Genomic DNA, 25,378 nt, shown 5'->3' on the forward strand with positions numbered 1-25,378 from the left:
CGTCTTTTTACGTTTGAGCCCGGACCTTGCCTGCGCCAAGGTCCTGAAGGAGCCTGCATGAGCTTGCCGAACCCCGCCGAACTGATCAGCCAAATGGCCAAAAACCTCACGGCCCATCTGCAACACCGTGCCATCAGCGAGCCACGTTTCATTGGCATTCGCACCGGTGGTGTGTGGGTGGCCCAGGCGTTGCTGGAAGCGCTGGGCAGCGACTCGCCCCTCGGCACCCTGGATGTGTCCTTCTACCGCGACGACTTCAGCCAGAACGGCCTGCACCCGCAAGTGCGTCCGTCGGCGCTGCCTTTCGAAATCGAAGGCCAGCACCTGGTGCTGATCGACGACGTGCTGATGAGCGGTCGCACCATCCGCGCCGCCATGAACGAATTGTTCGACTATGGCCGCCCGGCCAGCGTGACGCTGGTGTGCCTGCTGGACCTGGACGCCGGTGAGTTGCCGATCAGCCCGGATGTGGTCGGCGCCACCCTGTCGCTGCAAGCCCACCAACGGGTAAAATTGTCCGGTCCCACGCCGCTCGAACTCGAACTGCAAGACCTCGCCCTTTAAACCGCCTTGTAAAGAGTCCCCGCGATGACGCCTCTAGATGCCAAGCGCCCGCTGCAGCTCAATGCTCAGGGTCAGTTGCAACACTTCTTGTCCCTCGACGGTTTGCCCCGCGAACTGCTGACTGAAATCCTCGACACCGCCGACTCGTTCCTCGAAGTCGGTGGCCGCGCGGTGAAGAAGGTCCCGCTGTTGCGCGGCAAGACCATCTGCAACGTGTTCTTCGAGAACTCCACCCGCACCCGCACCACCTTTGAACTGGCGGCCCAGCGACTGTCGGCCGACGTGATCACGCTGAACGTGTCCACCTCGTCGGCGAGCAAGGGCGAAACCCTGCTCGACACCCTGCGCAACCTGGAAGCCATGGCCGCCGACATGTTCGTGGTACGCCACGGCGACTCCGGCGCCGCGCACTTCATCGCCGAGCACGTGTGCCCGCAGGTAGCGATCATCAACGGCGGCGACGGCCGTCACGCCCACCCGACCCAGGGCATGCTCGACATGCTCACTATCCGTCGGCACAAAGGCAGCTTTGAAAACCTCTCGGTAGCCATCGTCGGCGACATCCTGCACTCGCGGGTGGCACGCTCGAACATGCTGGCCCTGAAAACCCTGGGTTGCCCGGACATCCGCGTGATCGCGCCGAAAACCCTGCTGCCGATCGGTATCGAGCAGTACGGCGTGAAGGTCTACACCGACATGGCCGAAGGCCTCAAGGATGTGGATGTGGTGATCATGCTGCGCCTGCAACGCGAACGGATGTCCGGTGGCCTGCTGCCGAGCGAAGGCGAGTTCTACCGCCTGTTTGGCCTGACCACTGCACGCCTGGCCGGCGCCAAGCCGGATGCCATCGTGATGCACCCTGGCCCGATCAACCGTGGCGTGGAGATTGAGTCGGCGGTGGCCGACGGTAACCAGTCGGTGATCCTCAACCAGGTGACCTACGGCATCGCCGTGCGCATGGCGGTGTTGTCCATGGCCATGAGCGGGCAAACCGCGCAACGTCAATTCGAGCAGGAGAACGCCCAGTGAAGCTCAGCATCCTCGGCGCCCGCGTCATCGATCCGGCCAGTGGCCTGGATCACATCACCGACCTTCATCTGGAAGCCGGCAAGATCATCGCCATCGGCGCCGCGCCCGCAGGCTTCAGCGCCAGCGAGACCCTCGACGCCAAAGGCCTGGTGGCCGCGCCTGGCCTGGTCGACCTGAACGTCGCCCTGCGCGAGCCAGGCTACAGCCGCAAGGGCAACATCATCAGCGAAACCCGCGCCGCTGCGGCCGGTGGCGTGACCAGCCTGTGCTGCCCGCCGCACACCAAGCCGGTGCTGGACACCTCGGCGGTGACCGAGCTGATCCTCGACCGCGCCCGTGAGGCCGGCAATTGCAAAGTGTTCCCTATCGGCGCCCTGAGCAAAGGCCTGGAAGGCGAACAACTCGCCGAGCTGATCGCCCTGCGTGACGCCGGTTGCGTGGCCTTCGGCAACGGCCTGGAAAGCTTTCGCAGCACCCGGACGCTGTTACGCGCCCTGGAATACGCAGCCACCTTCGACCTGACGGTGATCTTCCACTCCCAGGACCGCGACTTGGCTGAAGGCGGCCTGGCCCATGAAGGCGCCGTGGCCAGCTTCCTCGGCCTGCCGGGCATTCCGGAAACCGCCGAAACCGTGGCCCTGGCCCGTGACCTGCTGCTGGTGGAACAAAGCGGTGTGCGTGCGCACTTCAGCCAGTTGACCAGCGCCCGAGGCGTCGCCCTTATCGCCCAGGCACAGGCTCGCGGACTGCCGGTCACGGCGGATGTGGCGTTGTATCAGTTGATCCTGACGGATGAGGCGCTGATCGACTTCTCCAGCCTGTACCACGTGCAACCGCCGCTGCGCACCCTGGCCGACCGCGAAGGTTTGCGTGCGGCGGTCAAGTCCGGTGTGGTCTCGGCGATTTCCAGCCATCACCAGCCCCATGAGCGGGATGCCAAGCTGGCACCGTTTGGCGCGACAGAGCCGGGCATCAGCAGTGTCGAACTGTTGCTGCCGCTGGCGATGACACTGGTGGAGGATGGATTGCTGGACTTGCCGACACTGCTGGCACGCCTCAGCGCAGGCCCGGCTGAGGCATTGCGCCTGCCGGCGGGTAAGTTGGCGGTGGGTTCGGCGGCGGACTTGGTGCTGTTTGACCCGGCCCGCTCCACGGTTGCCGGGGAGCACTGGCTGTCCAAAGGTGAAAACTGCCCGTTCATCGGCCATAGCCTGCCGGCGACGGTGCGCTACACCTTGGTGGATGGGCGGATCAGCTACCAGGCCTGAAAAATCCCACATCTAATGTGGGCATGATCAATGTGGGAGGGGGCTTGCCCCCTCCCACATGTTGATCTCCACCAGAAGTTAAAGATCAGCGGCCGCTGTTGCGCTCGGCATTGCGGATCGATATCTGTGTATTCAACGTCCAGAAGTCATACAACACCCCCACCAGGAACAAACCGCCGGTCAGCAGGTAGATCAGGCCGGTGATCCATTTGCCTTGGTACATGCGGTGCACGCCAAACACCCCGAGAAACGCCAACAGCACCCAGGCCACGTTGTATTCGATCGGCCCGGCGGTAAAACGCAGGTCCGCTTCACGGTCCATGGCCGGGATCAGGAACAGGTCGATCAGCCAGCCTATACCCAGCAAGCCAAAGGTGAAAAACCAGATCGTGCCGGTCACCGGTTTACCGTAATAGAAGCGGTGCGCCCCAGTAAAACCAAAAATCCACAGCAGGTAACCGATCACCTTGCTGTGGGTGTCTTGCTGCGAACCAATCTGCTGATAGGTGTTCATCGCGTACCTCTTTTGCCTCGATAGATAAATTTTTTCACTTTCTTTGTGACTTTTTTACAGGCGCCCGACGTACGGCAAATGGTATCTTCCCTGCCCTGAAAGCCTTATGCCACCTGACTTGTGTAGGACAATTGCGGCGAATCGTCGCGTTTTTCCTGATTTTGACGTCAAGGTTCAGTCGACAAACGGCCTGAGGACGACACAAAAAGCTGTTATAAAGTTGCGCGCAAACCCATAAGAGCCACGCCTAATGCGACCATTTTTCAAGACATGGCTAACCATTTGCCTATTAATGCCACTGGCCGCCCACGCCACCAATCGTGAGCAACGACTTCCTAACGTTAACGGTTTCACCCCTAAAGTTCACAGCACACCTAGCACGGCCAAATCGGTAAAGCTGACCGTCAACCGCCCGACTCAACTGAGCAAGGCCCACGGTAAAGCAAACCAGGCCCTGATGGCAGTCAACACCAAACAGAGCAGCACCGTCCTCAGCCGCGCCGTGAACGTGCTCGGTACTCCTTATCGTTGGGGCGGCAGCAGCCCAAGTAAAGGGTTCGACTGCAGTGGTTTGGTGAAATATGCGTTTAACGACGTAGCGGCCGTGGATTTGCCGCGCACCTCCAACGCCATGGCCGCCGGCCACGGGCAGAAGGTTGACCGCAAGGACCTGAAACCGGGTGACCTGCTGTTCTTCAAACTGAAGAGCCGCCAGGTGAACCACGTTGCCATCTACCTGGGCAACGACCGTTTCATCCACGCACCGCGCCGTGGCAAGGCGGTCAGCATCGACACGCTGAAGAAGCCGTTCTGGGACAAGAACTACGTGATCGCCAAGCGGGTGCTGCCGAAAGAGCAGAACAATCTGCGGGTCGTCCAGCGCTAAGCCTGCCGCAAAGCTATAGGCGGCTTGTTGTAGTGAGCGGGCTTCTGTGGTGAGCGGGCTTGCCCCGCGCTGGGGCGCGCAGCGGCCCCAATGAGGCCACCGAATTTCCGCAGATACAACTCGTCGCCTGGTTTTTGGGGCGGCTTCGCCACCCAGCGCGGGGCAAGCCCGCTCACCACAACAAGCCCGCTCTCATATATCTGCTGGCACCCTCGCCTTCTCCCGTGCGTCTTCACGACTGATCACCCCCTCCCCGACCAGCGCCTTCAAGCTCATATCCAACGTCTTCATCCCCAACGCCCCACCGGTCTGGATCGCTGAGACCATCTGCGCCACCTTGTCCTCGCGGATCAGATTGCGGATGGCCGGCGTGCCCAGCATGATTTCATGGGCCGCCACGCGCCCGCCGCCGACCTTCTTCACCAGGACCTGGGACACCACCGCCTGCAACGACTCCGACAGCATCGAGCGGACCATGGCCTTTTCCCCCGCCGGGAACACGTCCACCAGCCGGTCTACGGTCTTTGCCGCAGACGTGGTGTGCAGGGTGCCAAATACCAGATGCCCGGTCTCAGCCGCTGTCAGCGCCAGGCGAATGGTTTCCAAGTCGCGCAATTCGCCTACCAGGATTACGTCCGGGTCTTCACGCAGCGCCGAGCGCAGGGCGGTGGAAAAACTGTGAGTGTCACGGTGCACCTGGCGCTGGTTGATCAGGGCGGTCTTGGGCGTGTGGATAAACTCGATAGGGTCTTCGAGAGTGAGGATGTGCTGGCGCCGATGCTGATTGAGAAAATCGATCATCGCCGCCAGGGTGGTGGACTTGCCCGAGCCGGTCGGGCCGGTCACCAGCACCAAGCCTCGTGGCAGCAGGGCGATACGCCGGAACACTTCGCCAAGGCCAAGGCTTTCCAGGCTCTGCACCTCGCTGGGAATCGTGCGAAACACCGCCCCCATGCCACGGTCCTGCGTGAACACATTGGCCCGGAAGCGCGCCACGCCAGGCAGTTCGAACGCAAAATCCGTTTCAAGAGATGTTTCGAAATCCTTTTGCTGGTGCTGATTGAGCAACGGGCTCAATAAGTCCGCCACTTGCCGGGGTGAGAGTACCGGCCAATCCAACGGCCACACCTCGCCATCCACCCGCAACATCGGCGCCAGGCCGGCCGACAGATGCAGGTCGGAGGCGCCACGGCTTACGCTGGCCGCCAGCAATTCAGTGATATCCATAGGGCTTTCCATTTCCAGTAGAATGCCGCGGACTCCATATCCACGGGCGCATCTTGAATGTCGACGATAGCAGACAACATCGGCCAGGTTAGCCAGCGCATCCGCGCCGCAGCCGACGCCGTGCAACGTGACGCAAGCAGCATCCACCTGCTGGCCGTGAGCAAGACCAAACCCGCGCCAGCCGTGCGCGAAGCCTATGCCGCCGGAATGCGCGACTTTGGCGAGAACTATCTGCAGGAAGCCTTGGGCAAACAGGCCGAATTAACCGACCTGCCCTTGAGTTGGCACTTCATCGGCCCCATTCAATCGAACAAGACGCGCGCTATCGCCGAGAACTTCGCTTGGGTGCATTCCGTGGACCGCCTCAAAATTGCACAACGCCTGTCCGAACAACGCCCGGCCGACCTGCCACCGCTGAACATCTGCATCCAGGTCAACGTCAGTGGCGAAGCCAGCAAGTCCGGCTGTACGCCCGCCGACCTGCCGGACCTGGCCAATGCGATCAGCGCCCTGCCGCGCCTGAAGTTGCGTGGCCTGATGGCGATTCCTGAGCCGACTGAAGATCGCGCCGCGCAAGATGCAGCGTTTGCCGCTGTACGCGACCTGCAAAACAGCCTGAACCTGCCGCTCGACACACTTTCCATGGGCATGAGCCACGACCTTGAGTCGGCCATCGCCCAAGGCGCCACCTGGGTGCGGATCGGTACCGCCCTGTTTGGCGCCCGCGACTACGGCCAGCCATGAAATGGCTGACTTCCATCTGAGTAAGGACCTGTCATGAGCAACACGCGTATTGCCTTTATCGGCGCCGGTAACATGGCGGCCAGCCTGATCGGTGGCCTGCGGGCCAAGGGCCTGGGCGCCGCGCAGATCCGCGCCAGCGACCCCGGCGCCGACACCCGTGCCCGCGTCAGCGCCGAGCACGGTATTGAAACCTTTGCCGACAACGCCGAGGCCATCCGTGGCGTCGATGTGATCGTGCTGGCGGTGAAGCCGCAGGCCATGAAGGCCGTGTGCGAAAGCCTGCGCCCGAGCCTGCAACCGCAGCAACTGGTGGTGTCCATCGCCGCCGGCATTACCTGCGCCAGCATGAATAACTGGCTGGGCGCCCAGCCGATCGTACGCTGCATGCCCAACACCCCAGCGCTGGTCAGCCAAGGCGTGAGCGGCTTGTACGCCACCGCCGAAGTGAGCGCCGAACAACGCAACCAGGCGCAAGCGCTGCTGTCCGCCGTGGGCACCGCCCTGTGGTTGGAACACGAGCAGCAGCTGGACGCGGTCACCGCCGTGTCCGGCAGCGGCCCGGCGTATTTCTTCCTGTTGATCGAAGCCATGACCGCCGCCGGGGTGAAGCTGGGACTGTCCAAGGACGTTGCCGAGCAACTGGCCGAGCAGACCGCCTTGGGCGCCGCGCACATGGCGGTTGCCAGCGATGTGGACGCGGCCGAGTTGCGCCGTCGCGTGACCTCCCCCGGCGGCACCACACAGGCGGCCATCGAGTCGTTCCAGGCCGGGGGCTTTGAAGCCCTGGTGGAAAAAGCATTGAGTGCCGCTGCGCACCGCTCGGCGGAACTCGCCGAACAACTGGGCAAATAAGGAGCCAACATGATTGGTTTGAACACCGCAGCCGTCTACGTGCTGCAAACCCTCGGCAGCCTGTACCTGCTGATCGTACTGATGCGCTTTGTGCTGCAACTGGTACGCGCGAACTTCTACAACCCGCTCTGCCAGTTCATCGTCAAGGCCACCCAGCCGCTGCTCAAGCCGTTGCGTCGGATCATCCCGAGCCTGTTCGGCCTGGACATGTCGTCGCTGGTGCTGGCGATCCTGGTGCAGTTGGCCTTGATGGCGCTGACCCTGCTGCTGACCTACGGCACCACCGGCAATTTCGTACAGTTGCTGATCTGGGCGATCATCGGCGTGACCGCGCTGTTCCTGAAGATCTTTTTCTTCGCCTTGATCATCAGCGTGATCCTGTCCTGGGTCGCGCCGGGTAGCCACAACCCTGGCGCCGAGCTGGTGAACCAGATCTGCGAACCGGCCCTGGCGCCGTTCCGCAAGCTGCTGCCGAACCTGGGCGGCCTGGATATCTCGCCGATCCTGGCATTCATGGTGCTCAAGTTGCTGGATATGCTGGTGATCAACAACCTGGCGGCGATGACCATGATGCCGGACATTCTGCGTTTGCTGATCTAACGCGGATCAAATGTGGGAGCAAGCCTGCTCCCACATTTTCGAACTGCACACTGAATTCAATCCGCGCAGGCCTTTGCTTGCCGCTGGGGTTCGCGCTCTTTAGACTTACGCCTCATTTAAACGAGAGCAGGGTCGATGCCAACTGCCTTTCCCCCCGATTCTGTTGGACTGGTCGTGCCCCAAATGGCGCACTTCAGCGAACCGCTGGCCCTGGCCTGCGGCCGTTCGCTGCCTGCCTACGACCTGATCTATGAAACCTACGGCCAACTGAATGCCACGGCGAGCAACGCCGTGCTGATCTGCCACGCCCTGTCCGGCCATCACCACGCTGCCGGCTTCCACTCGGTCGACGAGCGCAAACCCGGTTGGTGGGACAGTTGCATCGGCCCCGGCAAGCCCATCGACACGAACAAGTTCTTTGTGGTCAGCCTGAACAACCTCGGCGGCTGCAACGGCTCCACCGGCCCGAGCAGCCTCAACCCTGAGAACGGCAAGCCGTTCGGCGCAGACTTCCCGGTGCTCACCGTGGAAGACTGGGTGCACAGCCAGGCGCGCCTGGCCGACCTGCTGGGCATCGACCAATGGGCCGCCGTGATCGGCGGCAGCCTGGGCGGCATGCAAGCGCTGCAATGGACCATCACTTACCCCGATCGCGTGCGCCATTGCCTGGCCATCGCCTCGGCCCCTAAATTGTCGGCGCAGAACATCGCCTTCAACGAAGTGGCGCGCCAGGCGATCCTGACCGACCCTGAGTTCCACGGTGGTTCGTTCCAGGAAGCCGGTGTGATCCCCAAGCGCGGCCTGATGCTGGCGCGGATGGTCGGGCACATCACTTACCTGTCCGATGACTCCATGGGCGAGAAATTCGGCCGTGGCCTCAAGAGCGAGAAGCTCAACTACGACTTCCACAGCGTCGAGTTCCAGGTAGAAAGCTACCTGCGTTATCAGGGTGAGGAGTTCTCGGGGCGTTTCGACGCCAACACCTATTTGCTGATGACCAAGGCGTTGGACTACTTCGACCCAGCCGCCAACTTTGATGACGACCTGGCGAAAACCTTCGAAGGCGCCACGGCCAAGTTCTGCGTGATGTCATTCACCACCGACTGGCGCTTCTCGCCGGCGCGCTCCCGCGAGCTGGTGGATGCACTGATGGCTGCGCGCAAGGACGTCTGCTACCTGGAGATCGATGCACCGCAAGGCCACGACGCCTTCCTGATCCCGATCCCACGCTACTTGCAGGCCTTCAGCAATTACATGAACCGCATAACTTTGTGAGAACGCCATGAGAGCCGACCTGGACATCATCCAAGACTGGATCCCCGCCGGCAGCCGCGTGCTCGACCTTGGCTGCGGCGATGGCGAACTGCTGAGCTGGCTGCGCGACCACAAGCAAGTCACCGGCTACGGCCTGGAAAACGACCCGGACAACATCGCCCAGTGCGTGGCCAAGGGCATCAACGTGATAGAGCAGGACCTGGACAAGGGCCTGGGCAACTTTGCCAGCAACAGCTTCGATATCGTGGTGATGACCCAGGCCCTGCAGGCGGTGCACTACCCGGACCGCATCCTCGACGAGATGCTGCGCGTAGGTCGCCAGTGCATCATCACCTTCCCCAACTTCGGGCATTGGCGCTGCCGCTGGTACCTGGCCACCAAGGGCCGCATGCCGGTGTCGGACTTCCTGCCGTACACCTGGTACAACACGCCGAACATCCACTTTTGCACCTTCGAAGATTTCGAAGCCCTGTGTGGCGAGCGTGAAGCCAAGGTGATCAACCGCCTTGCCGTCGATCAACAGCATCGCCACGGCTGGGCGAGTAAGCTATGGCCCAATCTGTTGGGCGAAATCGGTATTTATCGGGTCAGCAGTCCTGGCCTCACGGACCACAAGATTGCCGTCTAATCATTTTCAAGAGGGACGATCATGAGTCGTTTGGCTGTTTTTCTATTGACCGCATGCCTGGGTGCCAGCGCCATGGCCGCGGACGCTATCGACGCTAATCGCAAGAAAGACTTCGGCGATATCACCGTTCACTACAACACGTTCACCTCCAGCTTCCTGCAACCGGAAACCGCCCAGAAAGTCGGCGTGGTGCGCAGCAAGGAGAAGGGTTTGATCAACGTGACCGTGATCAAGGGCGTGACCCCGGTGGCCGCGCAAGTGACGGGCACCATCAAGGATTTGGGTGGCAAAAGCGAGATCCTCACCTTCAAGCAAATCAACGAAAAAGGTGGCATCAATTATCTCGCGCCCTATGCCGTGACCCAGCGCGAATACAAGACCTTTACCATCAACGTTGAAACCGGCGGCAAAGCCCATAGCTTCCAATTCAACCAGGAACTGTTTCCGGCGGAATGATGAACCTTACCCAACTCGTACTGGCCAGCCATAACGCCGGCAAGCTTAAAGAACTGCAAGCCATGCTCGGCGACTCCGTGCAGTTGCGCTCGATCGGCGAGTTCAGCCAGGTGGAGCCGGAAGAGACCGGCCTGTCGTTCGTCGAGAACGCCATCCTCAAGGCGCGCAATGCTGCGCGTATCTCCGGCCTGCCAGCGCTGGCGGACGACTCGGGCCTGGCGGTGGACTTCCTCGGCGGTGCGCCGGGCATCTACTCGGCACGCTACGCCGATGGCAAGGGCGACGCCGCCAACAACGCCAAGCTGCTGGATGCGCTCAAGGGCGTGCCCGACGCCGAGCGCGGCGCACAGTTCGTCTGCGTGCTGGCCTTGGTGCGGCATGCCGATGACCCGCTGCCGATCTTGTGCGAAGGCCTGTGGCACGGGCGCATCCTGCACGCGGCCAGTGGTGAGCACGGTTTTGGCTATGACCCGCTGTTCTGGGTGCCGGAACGTAACGTTTCCAGCGCCGAACTGAGCCCGGCCGACAAGAACCAGATCAGCCACCGTGCTCGCGCAATGGATTTGCTGCGCCAACGCCTGAGCCTGAAATGACCCAGAACACCTCTGCGCAGCCACTGATCCACGGTGGCGCGCAAACACTTCGGGCGGCCTTGCCTGTGCTGCCGCCTCTGGCGCTGTATATCCATATCCCGTGGTGCGTGCGCAAATGCCCCTATTGCGACTTCAACTCCCACACCGCCAGTAAAGTGCTGCCGGAAGAAGAGTACGTGGACGCCCTGTTGGCCGACCTCGATCAGGACCTGCACGCGGTTTACGGTCGCGAACTGAGCTCGATCTTTTTTGGTGGCGGTACGCCGAGCCTGTTCAGCGCCGCAGCGTTGGGCCGTTTGCTCAAGGGTGTGGAAGCGCGCATCCCGTTCGCCAGTGATATCGAGATCACTCTGGAAGCCAACCCCGGGACGTTCGAGCAGGAAAAGTTCGTGGCGTACCGCAAGCTGGGGATCAATCGCCTGTCCATCGGTATCCAGAGCTTCCAGCAGCAAAAGCTTGAGGCTCTGGGCCGTATTCATAACGGCGATGAAGCCGTACGCGCTGCCGGTATGGCACGCCAGGCCGGGTTCGATAACTTCAACCTGGACTTGATGCACGGTTTGCCCGATCAGTCCCTGGAAGACGCTTTGAGCGACCTGCGCCAGGCCATCGCGCTGAAGCCAACGCACTTGTCCTGGTACCAGCTGACCCTGGAACCCAACACCGTGTTCTGGAACCAGCCGCCCGCGCTGCCGGAGGACGACACCTTGTGGGATATCCAGGAAGCCGGCCAGGCACTGCTCGCCGAACACGGTTATGCGCAATATGAAGTGTCGGCTTATGCCCAACCGGGCCGCCCGGCGCGGCATAACCTCAACTACTGGAGCTTCGGTGACTTCATTGGCATCGGCGCCGGTGCCCACGGCAAACTCAGCCACCCCGACGGGCGCATTGTACGTACCTGGAAGACCCGAGCACCGAAGGACTACCTCAACCCGGCCAAAAGCTTCCAGGCCGGCGCGAAAGAACTGACTAACGAGGAACTGCCGTTCGAATTCCTGATGAACGCCTTGCGCCTGACCGAAGGCGTCGAAGCGAAGCTCTACGCTGAGCGCACCGGGCTGGCGTTGTCGAGCCTGGATGAAGGCCGCCGCGAGGCAGAACAAAGTGGCTTAATGCAGGTCGAACCGTCACGCCTGGCGGCGACCGACCGCGGGCAACTCTTTCTCAATGACCTGTTGCAGAAGTTTTTGAGCTGACGCTCTAAGGAAATCGAATGGATTTGGTACTCGACCTGCTCGCCACCGTATCCCGTTGGAGCCGTAGCAACCTGTCGGAAATCTCCCTGGCCCTCGTCGGCTGCCTGCTGGTGCTGTTTGGCGCCGATATCAAAGGCTGGGTGGAAGCGCGCTTGGGCAGCATCGCAGGCGCATTGCGCGTCCCGTTAATGGCGTTGGTGTGCATGATCGGCAGCGGCGCGGCGTTGATCTACGCCACGCCGTGGATTGTACGGGGGTTGAGCCAGTTCAATAACTACAGCCTGGCGCCGGTGTTGATCGTGGTACTGGTACTGATCGGTGTAGTCGCCGACCGCCGCTGATCCTGAGCAAAACGTCGATACAAATGTGGGAGGGGGCTTGCCCCCGATGGCGGTGGACCAGTCACTGTTTGTGGTGACTGACACTCCGCTATCGGGGGCAAGCCCCCTCCCACATTTGATTGCATTTCAAGCTAATGGTGAGTTACGCCAACTTCTCGAACTTCAGATCCCACACCCCATGCCCCAACCGCTCGCCACGGCGTTCGAACTTGGTGATCGGGCGTTCAGCCGGGCGTGGCACGCATTTGCCGTCTTCCGCCAGGTTGCGATAGCCGGGGGCGACGTTCATCACTTCCAGCATGTATTCCGCGTAGGGTTCCCAGTCGGTGGCCATGTGCAGGATGCCGCCAACCTTGAGCTTGCTGCGTACCAGCTCCGCGAAGGAGGCCTGGACGATGCGGCGCTTGTGGTGGCGGGCTTTGTGCCATGGGTCCGGGAAGAACAGCATCAGGCGGTCGAGGCTATTGTCGGCGATGCAGCGGTTGAGCACTTCGATCGCGTCGCAGTCGTAGACCCGCAGGTTGGTCAACCCTTGGGTCAACACACCATTGAGCAGCGCGCCAACACCGGGGCGGTGGACCTCCACGCCGATGAAGTCCTGGTCCGGCGCGGCGGCCGCCATTTCCAGCAGGGAGTGGCCCATGCCGAAGCCGATTTCCAGGGAACGCGGGGCCGAACGGCCGAACACTTGGTCGTAGTCCACCGGCGCGTCGGCTAAGGGCAACACGAACAGGGGCGTACCTTGCTCCAGGCCCTTTTGCTGGCCTTCGGTCATGCGACCGGCGCGCATCACAAAACTCTTGATGCGGCGGTGCTTGGACTCGTCGCCTGCTTCCGGGGTGTTCGGCGTTTCGTTTGATTCAGTCATCAATGGCTCTTACTTGATCAGACCATCCAGCGGCGAAGAGGCGCTGGCGTAGAGTTTTTTCGGCATGCGACCGGCGAGGTAGGCCAGGCGGCCCGCGACGATGGCGTGGTTCATGGCTTCGGCCATCATGATCGGTTGCTGGGCATGGGCGATGGCCGAGTTCATCAGCACTGCGTCGCAGCCCAGCTCCATGGCGATGGTCGCGTCGGAGGCCGTGCCCACACCCGCATCCACCAGCACCGGGATCTTGGCTTCTTCGAGGATGATCTGCAGGTTGTACGGATTGCAGATACCCAGGCCGGAACCGATCAGGCCGGCCAGCGGCATCACGGCAATACAGCCGATTTCCGCCAGTTGCCGCGCGATGATCGGGTCATCGCTGGTGTAGACCATCACGTCGAAGCCTTCCTTGACCAGGGTTTCAGCGGCCTTGAGGGTTTCGATCACGTTGGGGAACAGGGTCTTTTGGTCGGCCAGCACTTCCAGCTTCACCAGGTTGTGGCCGTCGAGCAGCTCACGGGCCAGGCGGCAGGTGCGCACGGCTTCGATGGCGTCGTAGCAACCGGCGGTGTTCGGCAGGAAGGTGTAGCGATCCGGCGACAGCACTTCGAGCAGGTTCGGCTCGCCTTCGATCTGGCCGAGGTTGGTGCGGCGCACGGCGAAGGTGACGATCTCGGCGCCCGAGGCTTCGATGGCCAGGCGGGTTTCTTCCATGTCGCGGTACTTGCCGGTGCCGACCAGCAGACGGGACTGGTAGGTACGACCGGCCAGGACGAAGGGCTTGTCGCTACGAACGATGCTCATGGGAAATCCTCGAAATGGGGTGAGGTTCTGCAGAATTCAGGAAGCTGCGCGATCAGCCGCCGCCGATGGCGTGGACCACTTCGACCTGGTCACCTTCGGTGAGCGCGGTCTCGGCGTGCAGGCTACGCGGGACGATATCCAGGTTGAGTTCCACTGCGACGCGACGCCCGGTGAGGTCCAGGCGGGTCAGCAGGGCCGCAACGGTTTCACCGTCGGGCAGTTCAAAGGATTCGCCGTTCAACTGAATGCGCATGCCACGGGCCGCCATCGTTTTTAGGGGCCCGCATTCTAGCCCGATCAAGGTTGATGACCCAAGTCCCTCGGTCAGATCGCCTGCAAGCGCCAGGCAGCCAGCCCCAGGAAAAACCAGCCCAGCAAGAACGCCAACCCGCCAAATGGCGTGATGATGCCCAGCTTGCTGATGCCCGTCATCGTCAGCACATACAAGCTGCCGGAGAACAACAGGATGCCGACAGTAAAGGAGATGCCCGCCCAGCTGACCAACCGACCAGGAATATGCGCGGCCAGCAGCGCTACGCCGAACAGCGCCAAGGTATGTACCAGTTGGTAGGTCACCCCGGTATGGAAGATCGCCAGGTACTCGGCGCTCAAGCGGTTTTTCAGGCCATGGGCGGCGAACGCGCCAAGGGCCACACCGGTGAAGCCAAAAAAGGCAGCCAGCATTAGAAAGCTACGCAGCATCAGGAACTCCAGTCAGACTCATCGGGCAGGGTCTGTATAATGGCCCGCTCAACGGGTTCGGCCAAGCCATCTCTATGCTGCGTCTCCTCTTCAAACGCTTTCTCAATGTCGTTAAATGGTTTGCCATCGCCAGTGTGCTGTTGGTACTGCTGTTTCGCGTCGTCCCGCCGCCCTTCACCGCGCTGATGGTGGAGCGCAAGGTCGAATCCTGGTTCGACGGCGAACCCATTGACCTGCAGCGCAGCTGGGTGCCGTGGGACGAGATCTCCGATGACCTCAAAGTGGCGGTGATGGCCGGTGAAGACCAGCGTTTCCCGCAGCACTGGGGCTTTGATTTCGGCGCGATCCAGGCGGCTATCCAGCACAACGAGCGCGGTGGTTCGATACGCGGCGCCAGCACGTTGAGCCAGCAGGTGTCGAAAAACCTGTTCCTGTGGGCCGGCCGCAGTTATTTGCGCAAAGGCCTGGAGGCTTGGTTTACCGGGCTGATCGAGGTGTTGTGGCCCAAGCAGCGGATTCTTGAGGTGTACCTCAACAGCGTGGAGTGGGATGAAGGCGTCTTCGGCGCGGAAGCAGCGGCGCGGCATCACTTTGGGGTGAGTGCCAAAGGGTTATCGCGGCAGCAGGCAAGCTATTTGGCCGCGGTGTTGCCGAACCCTCGGGTGTGGAGTGCCAGTCATCCGACGGCGTATGTGGCAAGGCGCGCGGCGTGGATTCGGCAGCAGATGAGCCAGCTGGGTGGTGATGGATATCTGGTTGAGTTGAATAACGCCCGCAAAGCCCCTTGGTCCGACTGAACCAACACAAAAACAAATGTGGGAGGGGGCTTGCCCCCGATAGCGGTGGATCAGTCAGCTTATTTGTAGCTGACCCACTGCAATCGGGGGCAAGCCCCCTCCCACATTTTTATTGACCGCGTCGCGTGTTAGGCGGCGATCGACAACTTCAGCTTATTCATCGCGCTTTTCTCAAGCTGACGAATCCGCTCGGCCGACACGTTGTACTTCTGTGCCAGGTCGTGCAGCGTGGCTTTTTCTTCCGCCAGCCAGCGCTGGTAGAGGATGTCACGGCTGCGGTCGTCCAGCACTTCCAGCGCTTCGTGCAGGTTATGGTTGGAGTTGTCACTCCAGTCCGCATCCTCCAGTTGACGCGCCGGGTCGTACCGGTGGTCTTCCAGGTAGTTGGCAGGCGATTGGAAGGCGCTGTCGTCGTCCGCTTCGGCGGCCGGGTCGAAGGCCATGTCATGGCCGGTCAGGCGGCTTTCCATCTCGCGCACTTCACGCGGCTCCACGCCCAGGCTTTCGGCCACGCGATGGACTTCTTCGTTGTTCAGCCACGCCAGGCGTTTTTTCTGGCTGCGCAGGTTGAAGAACAACTTGCGCTGGGCCTTGGTGGTCGCGACTTTCACAATGCGCCAGTTGCGCAGGATGAACTCGTGGATTTCCGCCTTGATCCAGTGCACGGCAAACGACACCAGGCGCACACCCATCTCAGGGTTGAAGCGCTTTACCGCCTTCATCAGGCCAACGTTGCCTTCCTGGATCAGGTCAGCCTGGGCCAAGCCGTAGCCGCTATAGCTACGGGCGATATGTACGACAAAACGCAGGTGGGCGAGCACCATCTGCCGAGCCGCCCCCAAATCCTGCTCATAGTAGAGACTCTCGGCCAGTTCACGCTCCTGCTCGGGCGTCAGCAATGGAATGCTGTTGACCGTGTGCACATAGGCTTCCAGGTTCGCACCCGGGACCAAGGCATAAGCAGGTTGCAAAGAAGTGGTCATACGAAAAAACCTCCGACTCACATAACTCGTGCAGTTCAGCACTGCGAAAATTGACCGGGAACCGTAGGACAAGTTCCCTAAACCACTGATACGGTCAATACAAACGAAACCACATTAATCTGACATTAACTACTTCGGTGCCAGCTCACGTAAATGCCGAGCGACCGCAATCCAAGCACCGATATACCCCAACAATACCGCGCCAAGCAAGAGACTAAGACCATCGGCTACCGGCACACCGGCCAGCGCGAAATCGCTGCCGTAGAGTCCGGCCAGCCCGACCACCGCGTCGTTCAGCCAGTCCAGGCCAAATGCCAGCACCCCCCAGGACAAAATCCCCGCACCGAAGCCATAAAGCGCGCCCATGTACAGAAATGGACGACGCACATAGCTGTCCGTGCCGCCGACCAGTTTAATCACTTCTATCTCTGTGCGACGGTTTTCAATATGAAGACGAATGGTATTACCTATCACCAAAAGTAATGCAGACACCAACAGCACCGTCAGGCCGAACACAAACCGGTCGCCGAGCTTGAGGATCGCCGCCAGGCGCTCTACCCAGACTAGATCAAGTTGTGCCTGCTGCACCTTCGGCATCTCTGCGAGCTTTTGTCGCAGGGCCTCCAGCGCCGGCTTGTCGACTTCATTCGGCGTCACCAGCACCACGCCCGGCAGCGGGTTCTGCGGCAACTCCTTGAGCGCCTCGCCCAGGCCGGATTGTTGCTGGAACTCTTCCAGCGCCTGATCGCGGCTGATGTACTCGGCATCCGCCACGCCGGGCAGGTTCTTGATGTCATCGCGCAAGGACTCGCCGTCTTTAGCGCTGGCGTCGATGTTCAAGTACAGCGAAATCTGCGCCGCGCGCTGCCAGGAGCCGCCCAGGCGCTCCACATTATTAAGCAGCAGCGACAGGCCCATCGGCAGGCTCAGGGCCACCGCCATCACCAGGCAGGTGAAAAAGCTGCCGATCGGCTGTTTGCCCAGGCGGCGCAGGCTGTCGAGCAGGCTGGCGCGATGGCTTTCGATCCAGGCGCGCAGCAAGGTGCCGAAGTCCGGACCGTCGTCATCGTGATCGTGTTTTTTCTTCTGCGGTTGCGGGTCGGCCGGTTTCGGCGCCACGCGCTCGGAGACTTTAGGGCTGCGTGTTGCACTCATACGCCGGCCTCCCCGTCGCCGATCAGGCGGCCGCGTTGCAGGGTCAGCATGCGATGGCGCATGCGTGCGATCAGCGCCAGGTCGTGACTGGCGATCAGCACGCTGGTGCCCAAGCGATTGATGTCTTCGAACACCCCCATGATCTCGGCCGCCAGGCGCGGGTCGAGGTTACCGGTGGGTTCGTCCGCCAGCAGCAGGGCCGGGCGGTGGACGATGGCGCGGGCGATGCCGACGCGCTGTTGCTGACCGGTGGAGAGGTCGCCAGGGTAGAGATCGGTCTTGTCCGACAGCGCCACGCGCTCCAGGGCCGAATCCACGCGCTTGACGATCTCAGCCTTGGACAGCCCGAGGATCTGCAACGGCAGCGCCACGTTGTTGAACACGGTGCGATCGAACAGCAACTGGTGATTCTGGAACACCACGCCGATCTGGCGGCGCAGGAACGGGATTTGCGCATTGCTGATGGTTGCCAGGTCCTGGCCGGCCAGCAGCAGTTTGCCGGTGGTCGGGCGCTCCATGGCCAACAGCAGGCGCAGCAACGTACTTTTACCGGCGCCGGAGTGGCCGGTGACAAACAGAAATTCACCGCGACGCACTCGAAAGCTCAGCTCATGCAAGCCGACATGCCCGTTGGCATAGCGTTTACCGACCTGTTCGAATCGAATCATGAACGCTCCCGCTCGGCAAAGAGTGCCTGTACAAAGGGTTCGGCTTCAAAGGTGCGCAGGTCATCAATGCCTTCACCGACACCGATATAACGAATCGGCAACCCGAACTGTTTGGCCAGGGCGAAGATCACGCCGCCCTTGGCCGTGCCGTCGAGCTTAGTCAATGCCAGGCCGGTCAGTTGGACCGTCTGGTTGAATTGTTTGGCCTGGCTGATGGCGTTCTGGCCGGTACCGGCATCCAGCACCAACAGAACCTCGTGCGGCGCGTCTGCGTCGAGCTTGCCGATCACGCGACGGACTTTTTTCAGCTCTTCCATCAAATTGTCTTTGGTGTGCAGGCGACCGGCGGTATCGGCGATCAGCACATCGATGTTCCGTGCTTTGGCGGCCTGCACCGCATCGAAGATCACCGAGGCGGAATCGGCGCCGGTGTGCTGGGCGATGACCGGGATCTTGTTGCGCTCGCCCCAGACCTGCAGCTGTTCAACCGCTGCGGCACGGAACGTATCGCCCGCCGCCAGCATCACCTTCTTGCCTTCGGACTGCAGCTTTTTGGCCAGCTTGCCGATGGTGGTGGTCTTGCCGGCGCCGTTAACGCCCACCACCAGGATCACAAACGGCTTTTTCGGGGTGATCACCAGCGGCGCTTCCACCGGCTTGAGCATGGCGGCCAGCTCGGCCTGCAGGGATTTGTACAGCGCGTCGGCGTCGGTCAGTTGCTTGCGCGCGACCTTCTGGGTGAGGCTCTGGATGATCACGGCGGTGGCTTCGACACCCACATCGGCGGTGAGCAGGCGGGTTTCGATGTCTTCCAGCAATTCGTCATCGATGACCTTTTTACCCAGGAACAGGCTGGCCATGCCTTCGCCGATACTGGCGCTGGTCTTGCTCAGGCCTTGCTTGAGGCGGGAGAAAAAGCCGGCTTTGCTGGTTTCAACAGGGGCAACGGGTTGCTCGATGACCGCAGGAGCGGCAACCAATGGCTCGACCGCCACGGGTGCTGGTGCTGGTGCTGGTGCTGGTGCTGGTGCTTCAACGATAACCGGCTGCGGCTCAACGATCACCGGAATCGGTGGAACCACATGCTCGGCCTGCACATCTTCAACCAGTGCCACGGGCTCTTCAGCCACCGGCAGTTCCAGCCATGGCTTGTGCTCGGGTTCCGGCTCAGGTTCCGGCTCCGCCTCGGCGACCGGCTGCAATACCGGCTCAGCCATCGGCAATACCACCGGCGCAGGGGTTTCGGCGACCGGTTCGGCTTCTACTATAGGCTCGGGGATCGGTTCGGCTTGAACCTGCGGTTGTTCGTCAACGGTTTCCTGCGGCTTTTTGCGCAGCCATCCGAACAGGCCTTTTTTCTCGCCAGCCGGGGCTGGGGTCTTCTTGTCGTCGTTGGAACCAAACATGGAGACGGCTATCTCAAGGTAGCGATGCGCCAGGGCGCCTCGGTAAATAAATTCGATGCAGAACAGACTGCTTTAACGCCCGCTTGTTCATGCGCAACATTTTGTAAGGCGTAAATAAAGGCCTCAACAAATCGACTCAATATAGGACTGAAGCGACAAAATCGGCGAAAAGTGGAAGATCATCGGGGAAACCCTCCATCTATCCCAACATTCCTACGACCGGATTCGGGACAAGATGACTACCGCAGTGGCCGTCCCTAAATCGGATCAGTATCCTAGCACCTCCTCGCCCGCCGACGCTAAGACCAAGCGGGCAGCCCAACAGGTTTAAAAACGAATGAATGCTCTAGCCCGCCGCGCCGCAGGCCTGCTGTTCAGCACAGTTTGTCTGCCTCTTTCAGCCTTGGCTGCCGACCCACAACCCACCCACGAATTCACCCTGGACAACGGCCTCAAGGTCGTCGTGCGCGAAGATCATCGCGCCCCGGTGGTGGTTTCCCAGGTCTGGTACAAGGTCGGTTCGAGCTATGAAACCCCGGGCCAGACCGGTTTGTCCCACGCCCTGGAACACATGATGTTCAAGGGCAGCGCCAAGGTCGGCCCCGGCGAAGCCTCGCTGATCCTGCGCGACCTGGGCGCCGAAGAGAACGCCTTCACCAGCGATGACTACACCGCTTACTACCAGGTGCTGGCCCGCGACCGCCTGGGCGTTGCCTTCGAGCTGGAAGCCGACCGCATGGCCAGCCTGCGCCTGCCGGCCGACGAGTTCAGCCGCGAGATCGAGGTCATCAAAGAAGAGCGTCGCCTGCGCACCGACGACAACCCGATGTCCAAGGCCTACGAGCGTTTCAAGGCCATGGCATTCCCCGCCAGCGGCTACCACACGCCGACCATCGGCTGGATGGCTGACCTGGACCGCATGAAAGTCGAAGAGCTGCGCCACTGGTATCAATCCTGGTACGTACCGAACAATGCCACCCTGGTCGTGGTCGGCGACGTCACCCCGGACGAGGTGAAGAACCTCGCCCAGCGCTACTTCGGCCCGATTCCCAAGCGCGACGTACCACCGGCCAAGATCCCGATGGAACTGGCCGAACCCGGCGAGCGCCAGCTGACCCTGCATGTGCAGACCCAACTGCCGAGTGTGATGCTGGGCTTCAACGTACCCGGCCTGGCCACCGCCGACGACAAACGCTCGGTACAGGCTCTGCGCCTGATCTCCGCCTTGCTGGACGGCGGCTACAGCGCACGTATCTCCGAGCAGCTGGAGCGCGGTGAAGAGCTGGTCTCTGCTGCATCCACCAACTACGACGCCTATACCCGCGGTGACACCCTGTTCATGTTGAGCGCCACACCCAACCAGCAGAAAAAGAAAACCGTCGCCCAAGCGGAAGCCGGCCTGTGGCGCCTGCTGGACGAGCTGAAGGCCAAGCCGCCGACCGCCGAAGAACTGGAACGCATCCGCGCCCAGGTCATTGCCGGCCTGGTCTACCAGCGTGACTCCATCACCAGCCAGGCCACGGCCATTGGCTCCCTGGAGACCGTCGGCCTGTCGTGGAAATTGATGGACACCGAACTTGCCGACCTGCAAAGCGTGACGCCGGAAGACATCCAGAAAGCCGCACGCACCTATTTCACCCGCGAACGTCTCAGCGTCGCCCATGTCCTGCCTCAGGAGACCGCTCATGAGTGATCGCAAAAGCAGCCGCCTGATCCTGCCTGGCCTGATCGTCGTTACCCTGATCGCCGCCGGTGCCGTGTACTTCCTGCGCCCGAACGAATCCGTCGCCAGCCAGGCCTTGGAAAAAGCCCAATCGAGCAACCAGCTGCAATCCCTGGCGGAACTGGACGGCAAAGCGCCGACCAACCGCAAGCTCGATGTGCAAACCTGGACCACCGCCGAAGGCGCCAAGGTGTTGTTCGTCGAAGCCCATGAACTGCCGATGTTCGACGTGCGCATCCTGTTCGCCGCCGGCAGCAGCCAGGACGGCAACGTACCGGGCCTGGCGCTGATGACCAACGCCATGCTCAACGAAGGCGTGCCGGGCAAGGATGTGAGCCAGATCGCCCGCGACTTCGAAGGCCTGGGCGCGGACTTTGGCAATGGCGCGTACCGCGACATGGCGCTGGTGTCCCTGCGCAGCCTCAGCGACAGCGACAAACGCGACGCGGCGCTCGCGCTGTTTGACGACGTGATCGGCAAACCGACCTTCCCGGCCGACTCCCTTGCGCGGATCAAAAACCAGATCCTGGCCGGCTTTGAATACCAGAAGCAAAACCCCGCCAAGTTGGCCAGCCTTGAACTGTTCAAGCGCCTGTACGGCGATCACCCTTATGCACACCCCACCGAAGGCACGCCAGAGAGCGTCCCGAAGATTACCCTGGCACAGTTGCAGGCCTTCCACGCCAAGGCATACGCAGCGGGCAACGCGGTGATTGCGGTGGTCGGCGACCTGACCCGCGCCGAAGCCGAAGCCATGACGGCCAAGGTTTCCGCATCGCTGCCCAAGGGCCCGGCCCTGGCAAAAATCGCCCAACCGACCGAACCCAAACCGGGTTTGAGCCGTATCGAGTTCCCGTCCAAGCAAACGCACCTGCTGTTCGCGCAACTGGGCATCGACCGCGCCGACCCGGACTACGCCGCCTTGTCACTGGGTAACCAGATCCTCGGCGGTGGTGGTTTCGGCACCCGTTTGATGAGCGAAGTGCGCGAGAAACGTGGCCTGACCTACGGCGTGTACTCCGGCTTCTCGCCGATGCAGGTACGCGGACCTTTCATGATCAATCTGCAAACCCGCGCAGAAATGAGCGGCGGCACCTTGCGCCTGGTCGAGGACGTGGTGGCCGACTACCTCAAGACCGGCCCGACGCAAAAGGAGCTGGATGACGCCAAGCGCGAGCTGGCCGGTAGCTTCCCACTGTCGACCGCGAGCAACGCCGATATCGTCGGGCAGTTGGGCGCCATGGGTTTCTATAACCTGCCGCTGAGCTATCTGGAAGATTTCATGAAACAATCCCAGGCCCTGACCGTAGATCAGGTCAAGGCTGCAATGAACAAACACTTGAGTGCCGACAAAATGGTCATCGTGACCGCCGGCCCGACCATTGCGCAAAAGCCACTACCGCCCCCCACTGATAAACCCGCCGAGCAGCCGCTCGGGGTTCCGGAGCATTAATGGCCAGTTCATCTCGCCCGAAAAAACCTGTCCACAACGTGCATAACGGTGTGGGCCAACTGCGCATCATTGGCGGTGAATGGGGCAGCCGCAAGCTGAGCTTCCCTGACGTCGTAGGCCTGCGCCCGACGCCGGACCGCGTGCGTGAAACCCTGTTCAACTGGCTTGCGCCGTACATCGCCGGCGCCAAGGTGCTGGACCCGTTCGCCGGCAGCGGCGCGCTGTTCCTGGAGGCGTTGTCCCGCGGTGCCGCACTGGCTCAGGCGCTGGATGCGAGCAATGTCGCAGTCTCCAGCCTCAAGGAACACCTGGGCACCCTGCGCTGCACCAACGGTCAGGTGCAAACCGCCGACGCGCTGCGTTACCTCGAAACCCAGGCCGCCAGCGAGTACGACGTGGTGTTCCTCGACCCGCCGTTCAACCAGAACCTGCTGCCGACCGTGTGCGCACTGCTGGAAGAACGTCAATGGCTGGCACCGGACGCGTGGATCTACACTGAAAGCGAGACCGCGCCTTCTACCCTGGGCTTACCGGGCGCATGGCGCCTGCACCGAGAGCAGAAGTCCGGGCGGGTGTATTACGCGTTGTGGCACCGCTTGGTCGAGAGCGCTGCGTGATCTTTCAGGCTGAACTCAATGGTGGCGAGGGAGCTTGCTCCCGCTGGGCTGCGTAGCGGCCCCAAAATCTGCAATCGTGTTCTGACTGAATAAATGCGGCGTTCTTGATGGGGCTGCTACGCAGCCCAACGGGAGCAAGCTCCCTCGTCACAGTGAGTTCGTTGCCCACCGAGAGTGTCATGACCCCTTCCGCCCACCTGTTCACCCCCGCCTTCGGCCTCGGCAACCCCCACCTGCAAACGCTGTGGGGCCCGCTGTGGCGACCCACCACCCACATCGAACGCCAACGCGAACGTCTGTGGCTGGAAGACGGCGACTTCCTCGACCTTGACTGGCATGGCCCCCACGACGCGCAAGCGCCGTTGGTGCTGGTGTTGCACGGGCTGACGGGCTCCTCCAACTCGCCCTACGTGGCCGGCCTGCAAAAAGTCCTTGCCGCGCAAGGCTGGGCCAGCGCGGCGCTGAACTGGCGCGGGTGCTCAGGCGAACCGAATCTGTTGGCGCGCAGCTATCACTCGGGCGCGAGCGAAGACCTGGCAGCGACGATTGCCCATCTGCGGGCCAAGCGGCCGTTGGCACCGTTGTACGCCGTGGGTTATTCACTGGGTGGCAATGTGCTGCTCAAGCATTTGGGCGAAACCGGCGAGGCGTCAGGGCTGCAAGGTGCGGCGGCGGTGTCGGTGCCGTTTCGCCTGGACCAGTGTGCGGACCGTATCGGCCTGGGCTTTTCGCGGGTTTACCAGAAGCATTTCATGCGTGAAATGCTGGCGTATATCCGCGTCAAACAAAGCCGCTTTCTACAGGATGGGCGGGCGGATGGGCTGAAAACCCTGGAAGCCCTGGGCTCATTGGAGAAGATGCGCACGTTCTGGGATTTCGATGGCCGGGTTACCGCGCCACTGCACGGCTTCTTGAGTGCAGAGGACTATTACCGCCGCGCATCGAGCCGCTATTACCTGGGCGATATCCGCACACCCACCCTGATCATCCAGGCAGCGGATGACCCGTTTGTGTTCACCCACAGCCTGCCCGAGGCACATGAACTGTCGGCGTGCACGGAGTTTGAACTGCTGGCCAAAGGGGGGCATGTCGGCTTTGTCGATGGAACCCTGAAGCGCCCCGGTTATTACCTGGAGCGCCGCATTCCTGACTGGCTGCTCAGTCGCCGGTAGCGATTGCCCGCGCCGGATCGTTAATCCACTCACTCCACGACCCCGCATACAACTTGCCCAACGGATATCCCGCCAGGCTCAAGGCGAACAGGTTGTGGCACGCCGTCACCCCCGAACCGCAATACGCCACCAGCTCATCTGGCGAGCGCCCCTGCAATTGGGTGGCGAAGCGCTGCTTGAGCTGCTCAGCCGGCAGGAAGCGGCCGTCGCTGCCGAGGTTTTCGTTGAACGCCGCGCACTGCGCGCCAGGGATGTGCCCGGCAATCGGGTCGATGGGCTCCACTTCACCGCGAAAGCGCGGTTGGGCGCGGGCATCGATCAGGGTCAGGCCGGGTTGGCCCAGGCGTTCTAGCAGGTGTTCGGCGTCCAGCACCATTCGATTATCCGGCGTACCGACGAAAGCGCCCGGCTCAACCACCGGTGCGTCCAGGCTCAACGGGAACCCCGCCGCATGCCAGGCCTTGAGGCCGCCATCCAGAATAAACACGCCATCACGCTTGCCCAGCCAGGCCAGCAACCACCAGGCCCGCGCGGCATAGGCGCCAGGGCCGTCGTCGTAGAGCACCACGTCGGTGTCGGCATTGACGCCCCAGGCCCGCAATTGCTCGGCGAAGGCATTCGCTGCCGGCAATGGATGACGGCCGGTCACGCCCTTGGTCACCGGTCCGCTGAGGTGGCGCTCCAGATCGGCATACTGCGCGCCTTCGATATGCCCTTCGGCATAGCTGCAGCGCCCGTAATCCGGGTCTTCCAAGGCAAAGCGGCAATCGAGGATCACCACACCGCCGGCCTTCTGGCGTTCGGCCAATTGCTGGGGGCTGATCAGTTGGGCAAGCGGCATGACGGACTCCTAT

29 protein-coding genes are annotated in these 25,378 nt (G+C 61.8%); 18 read left to right on the forward strand and 11 right to left on the reverse strand.

Translation table 11 applies throughout. The features are described from left to right. The first annotated feature begins 57 nt into the window (after nt 1-57). The 3 genes from pyrR to K7431_RS05680 are packed head-to-tail and all read left to right on the forward strand — an operon-like array spanning nt 58 to nt 2,861. On the forward strand, nt 58-564 hold the full coding sequence (pyrR, locus tag K7431_RS05670; protein ID WP_015886338.1) for a bifunctional pyr operon transcriptional regulator/uracil phosphoribosyltransferase PyrR: 507 nt from the start codon (nt 58-60) through the stop codon (nt 562-564). Nucleotides 565-588: 24 nt separating this feature from the next. Continuing rightward, complete coding sequence (locus tag K7431_RS05675; RefSeq protein WP_015886339.1) at nt 589-1,593, forward strand: aspartate carbamoyltransferase catalytic subunit; 1,005 nt, start codon at nt 589-591, stop codon at nt 1,591-1,593. Next, complete coding sequence (locus K7431_RS05680) at nt 1,590-2,861, forward strand: dihydroorotase (protein WP_015886340.1); 1,272 nt, start codon at nt 1,590-1,592, stop codon at nt 2,859-2,861. The genes K7431_RS05675 and K7431_RS05680 overlap by 4 nt, the downstream gene beginning before the upstream one ends. A gap of 85 nt (nt 2,862-2,946) precedes the next feature. On the opposite strand, the gene K7431_RS05685 is transcribed toward K7431_RS05680, so the two are convergent. Further along, on the reverse strand, nt 2,947-3,357 hold the full coding sequence (locus K7431_RS05685; RefSeq protein WP_163825880.1) for an NINE protein: 411 nt from the start codon (nt 3,355-3,357) through the stop codon (nt 2,947-2,949). A gap of 268 nt (nt 3,358-3,625) precedes the next feature. On the opposite strand from K7431_RS05685, the gene K7431_RS05690 reads away from it, so the two are divergent. Continuing rightward, entirely contained in the window at nt 3,626-4,261 is a 636-nt protein-coding gene (locus tag K7431_RS05690) for a C40 family peptidase (protein ID WP_015886342.1), read from the forward strand. A 192-nt stretch (nt 4,262-4,453) separates the two neighbouring features. Here the strand turns inward: K7431_RS05690 and K7431_RS05695 are convergent, their stop codons facing one another. Further along, complete coding sequence (locus K7431_RS05695; protein WP_015886343.1) at nt 4,454-5,488, reverse strand: type IV pilus twitching motility protein PilT; 1,035 nt, start codon at nt 5,486-5,488, stop codon at nt 4,454-4,456. A 57-nt stretch (nt 5,489-5,545) separates the two neighbouring features. On the opposite strand from K7431_RS05695, the gene K7431_RS05700 reads away from it, so the two are divergent. The 9 genes from K7431_RS05700 to K7431_RS05740 all read left to right on the forward strand — a co-directional run bounded on the left by K7431_RS05700 (nt 5,546) and on the right by K7431_RS05740 (nt 12,176). After that, on the forward strand, nt 5,546-6,232 hold the full coding sequence (locus tag K7431_RS05700; RefSeq protein ID WP_015886344.1) for a YggS family pyridoxal phosphate-dependent enzyme: 687 nt from the start codon (nt 5,546-5,548) through the stop codon (nt 6,230-6,232). Between the two features lie 33 nt (nt 6,233-6,265). Further along, the gene (gene proC / locus K7431_RS05705) at nt 6,266-7,084 is read left to right on the forward strand and encodes a pyrroline-5-carboxylate reductase (RefSeq protein ID WP_015886345.1); all 819 of its coding nucleotides are present in this window, start codon (nt 6,266-6,268) and stop codon (nt 7,082-7,084) included. Nucleotides 7,085-7,093: 9 nt separating this feature from the next. Beyond that, nucleotides 7,094-7,684 (forward strand): YggT family protein, encoded by a 591-nt coding sequence (locus K7431_RS05710; RefSeq protein ID WP_015886346.1) that lies wholly within the window; start codon nt 7,094-7,096, stop codon nt 7,682-7,684. Between the two features lie 135 nt (nt 7,685-7,819). Further along, a complete protein-coding gene (gene metX / locus K7431_RS05715) occupies nt 7,820-8,959 on the forward strand; it encodes a homoserine O-succinyltransferase MetX (RefSeq protein WP_015886347.1) in 1,140 nt (379 codons plus the stop codon). Nucleotides 8,960-8,966: 7 nt separating this feature from the next. Beyond that, the gene (gene metW, locus K7431_RS05720) at nt 8,967-9,587 is read left to right on the forward strand and encodes a methionine biosynthesis protein MetW (protein ID WP_003234603.1); all 621 of its coding nucleotides are present in this window, start codon (nt 8,967-8,969) and stop codon (nt 9,585-9,587) included. A gap of 21 nt (nt 9,588-9,608) precedes the next feature. Continuing rightward, entirely contained in the window at nt 9,609-10,043 is a 435-nt protein-coding gene (locus tag K7431_RS05725; RefSeq protein WP_015886348.1) for a DUF4426 domain-containing protein, read from the forward strand. Further along, entirely contained in the window at nt 10,040-10,636 is a 597-nt protein-coding gene (gene rdgB, locus K7431_RS05730) for an RdgB/HAM1 family non-canonical purine NTP pyrophosphatase (protein ID WP_043206037.1), read from the forward strand. The genes K7431_RS05725 and rdgB overlap by 4 nt, the downstream gene beginning before the upstream one ends. Further along, entirely contained in the window at nt 10,633-11,835 is a 1,203-nt protein-coding gene (gene hemW / locus K7431_RS05735) for a radical SAM family heme chaperone HemW (protein WP_043206038.1), read from the forward strand. The genes rdgB and hemW overlap by 4 nt, the downstream gene beginning before the upstream one ends. Before the next feature lie 17 nt (nt 11,836-11,852). Further along, entirely contained in the window at nt 11,853-12,176 is a 324-nt protein-coding gene (locus K7431_RS05740; protein ID WP_015886351.1) for a DUF3392 domain-containing protein, read from the forward strand. Between the two features lie 142 nt (nt 12,177-12,318). Here K7431_RS05740 and trmB read toward each other — a convergent pair whose 3' ends face one another. From trmB to K7431_RS05760, 4 genes are all read right to left on the reverse strand, one after another. Beyond that, nucleotides 12,319-13,044: a tRNA (guanosine(46)-N7)-methyltransferase TrmB gene (gene trmB / locus K7431_RS05745; protein ID WP_015886352.1), complete on the reverse strand. Its 726-nt coding sequence runs from the start codon at nt 13,042-13,044 to the stop codon at nt 12,319-12,321. Nucleotides 13,045-13,053: 9 nt separating this feature from the next. Continuing rightward, nucleotides 13,054-13,848 (reverse strand): thiazole synthase, encoded by a 795-nt coding sequence (locus tag K7431_RS05750; RefSeq protein ID WP_015886353.1) that lies wholly within the window; start codon nt 13,846-13,848, stop codon nt 13,054-13,056. Nucleotides 13,849-13,900: 52 nt separating this feature from the next. Beyond that, nucleotides 13,901-14,101, reverse strand: coding sequence for a sulfur carrier protein ThiS (gene thiS / locus K7431_RS05755; RefSeq protein WP_015886354.1), 201 nt, complete (start codon nt 14,099-14,101; stop codon nt 13,901-13,903). A 71-nt stretch (nt 14,102-14,172) separates the two neighbouring features. Next, entirely contained in the window at nt 14,173-14,550 is a 378-nt protein-coding gene (locus tag K7431_RS05760) for a DUF423 domain-containing protein (protein WP_015886355.1), read from the reverse strand. Between the two features lie 74 nt (nt 14,551-14,624). Here K7431_RS05760 and mtgA point away from each other — a divergent pair, with 74 nt between their 5' ends. Beyond that, nucleotides 14,625-15,347: a monofunctional biosynthetic peptidoglycan transglycosylase gene (gene mtgA / locus K7431_RS05765; protein WP_015886356.1), complete on the forward strand. Its 723-nt coding sequence runs from the start codon at nt 14,625-14,627 to the stop codon at nt 15,345-15,347. A gap of 128 nt (nt 15,348-15,475) precedes the next feature. Here mtgA and rpoH read toward each other — a convergent pair whose 3' ends face one another. From rpoH to ftsY, 4 genes are all read right to left on the reverse strand, one after another. Continuing rightward, complete coding sequence (rpoH, locus tag K7431_RS05770; RefSeq protein WP_003176698.1) at nt 15,476-16,330, reverse strand: RNA polymerase sigma factor RpoH; 855 nt, start codon at nt 16,328-16,330, stop codon at nt 15,476-15,478. A gap of 129 nt (nt 16,331-16,459) precedes the next feature. After that, a complete protein-coding gene (gene ftsX, locus K7431_RS05775) occupies nt 16,460-17,485 on the reverse strand; it encodes a permease-like cell division protein FtsX (RefSeq protein WP_015886357.1) in 1,026 nt (341 codons plus the stop codon). Continuing rightward, nucleotides 17,482-18,153: a cell division ATP-binding protein FtsE gene (gene ftsE, locus K7431_RS05780; RefSeq protein ID WP_003234627.1), complete on the reverse strand. Its 672-nt coding sequence runs from the start codon at nt 18,151-18,153 to the stop codon at nt 17,482-17,484. Before ftsE ends, ftsX begins: the two co-directional genes overlap by 4 nt. Continuing rightward, nucleotides 18,150-19,559: a signal recognition particle-docking protein FtsY gene (gene ftsY / locus K7431_RS05785; protein ID WP_015886358.1), complete on the reverse strand. Its 1,410-nt coding sequence runs from the start codon at nt 19,557-19,559 to the stop codon at nt 18,150-18,152. Before ftsY ends, ftsE begins: the two co-directional genes overlap by 4 nt. Nucleotides 19,560-19,896: 337 nt before the next feature. Between ftsY and K7431_RS05790 the strand changes: the two genes are divergently transcribed. From K7431_RS05790 to K7431_RS05805, 4 genes are all read left to right on the forward strand, one after another. After that, a complete protein-coding gene (locus tag K7431_RS05790; protein ID WP_015886359.1) occupies nt 19,897-21,252 on the forward strand; it encodes a M16 family metallopeptidase in 1,356 nt (451 codons plus the stop codon). After that, the gene (locus K7431_RS05795; protein ID WP_015886360.1) at nt 21,245-22,735 is read left to right on the forward strand and encodes a M16 family metallopeptidase; all 1,491 of its coding nucleotides are present in this window, start codon (nt 21,245-21,247) and stop codon (nt 22,733-22,735) included. The genes K7431_RS05790 and K7431_RS05795 overlap by 8 nt, the downstream gene beginning before the upstream one ends. Further along, entirely contained in the window at nt 22,735-23,352 is a 618-nt protein-coding gene (gene rsmD, locus K7431_RS05800; RefSeq protein WP_015886361.1) for a 16S rRNA (guanine(966)-N(2))-methyltransferase RsmD, read from the forward strand. Before K7431_RS05795 ends, rsmD begins: the two co-directional genes overlap by 1 nt. A gap of 179 nt (nt 23,353-23,531) precedes the next feature. Continuing rightward, entirely contained in the window at nt 23,532-24,524 is a 993-nt protein-coding gene (locus K7431_RS05805; RefSeq protein WP_015886362.1) for a hydrolase, read from the forward strand. Here K7431_RS05805 and K7431_RS05810 read toward each other — a convergent pair. Next, nucleotides 24,511-25,365, reverse strand: coding sequence for a sulfurtransferase (locus K7431_RS05810; protein ID WP_015886363.1), 855 nt, complete (start codon nt 25,363-25,365; stop codon nt 24,511-24,513). The genes K7431_RS05805 and K7431_RS05810 overlap by 14 nt on opposite strands. Nucleotides 25,366-25,378 lie beyond the last annotated feature (13 nt).

The sequence above is a fragment of the Pseudomonas fluorescens group sp. genome (assembly GCF_020093335.1).
In the GTDB taxonomy this organism is placed as follows: Bacteria; Pseudomonadota; Gammaproteobacteria; order Pseudomonadales; family Pseudomonadaceae; genus Aquipseudomonas; species Aquipseudomonas petroselini.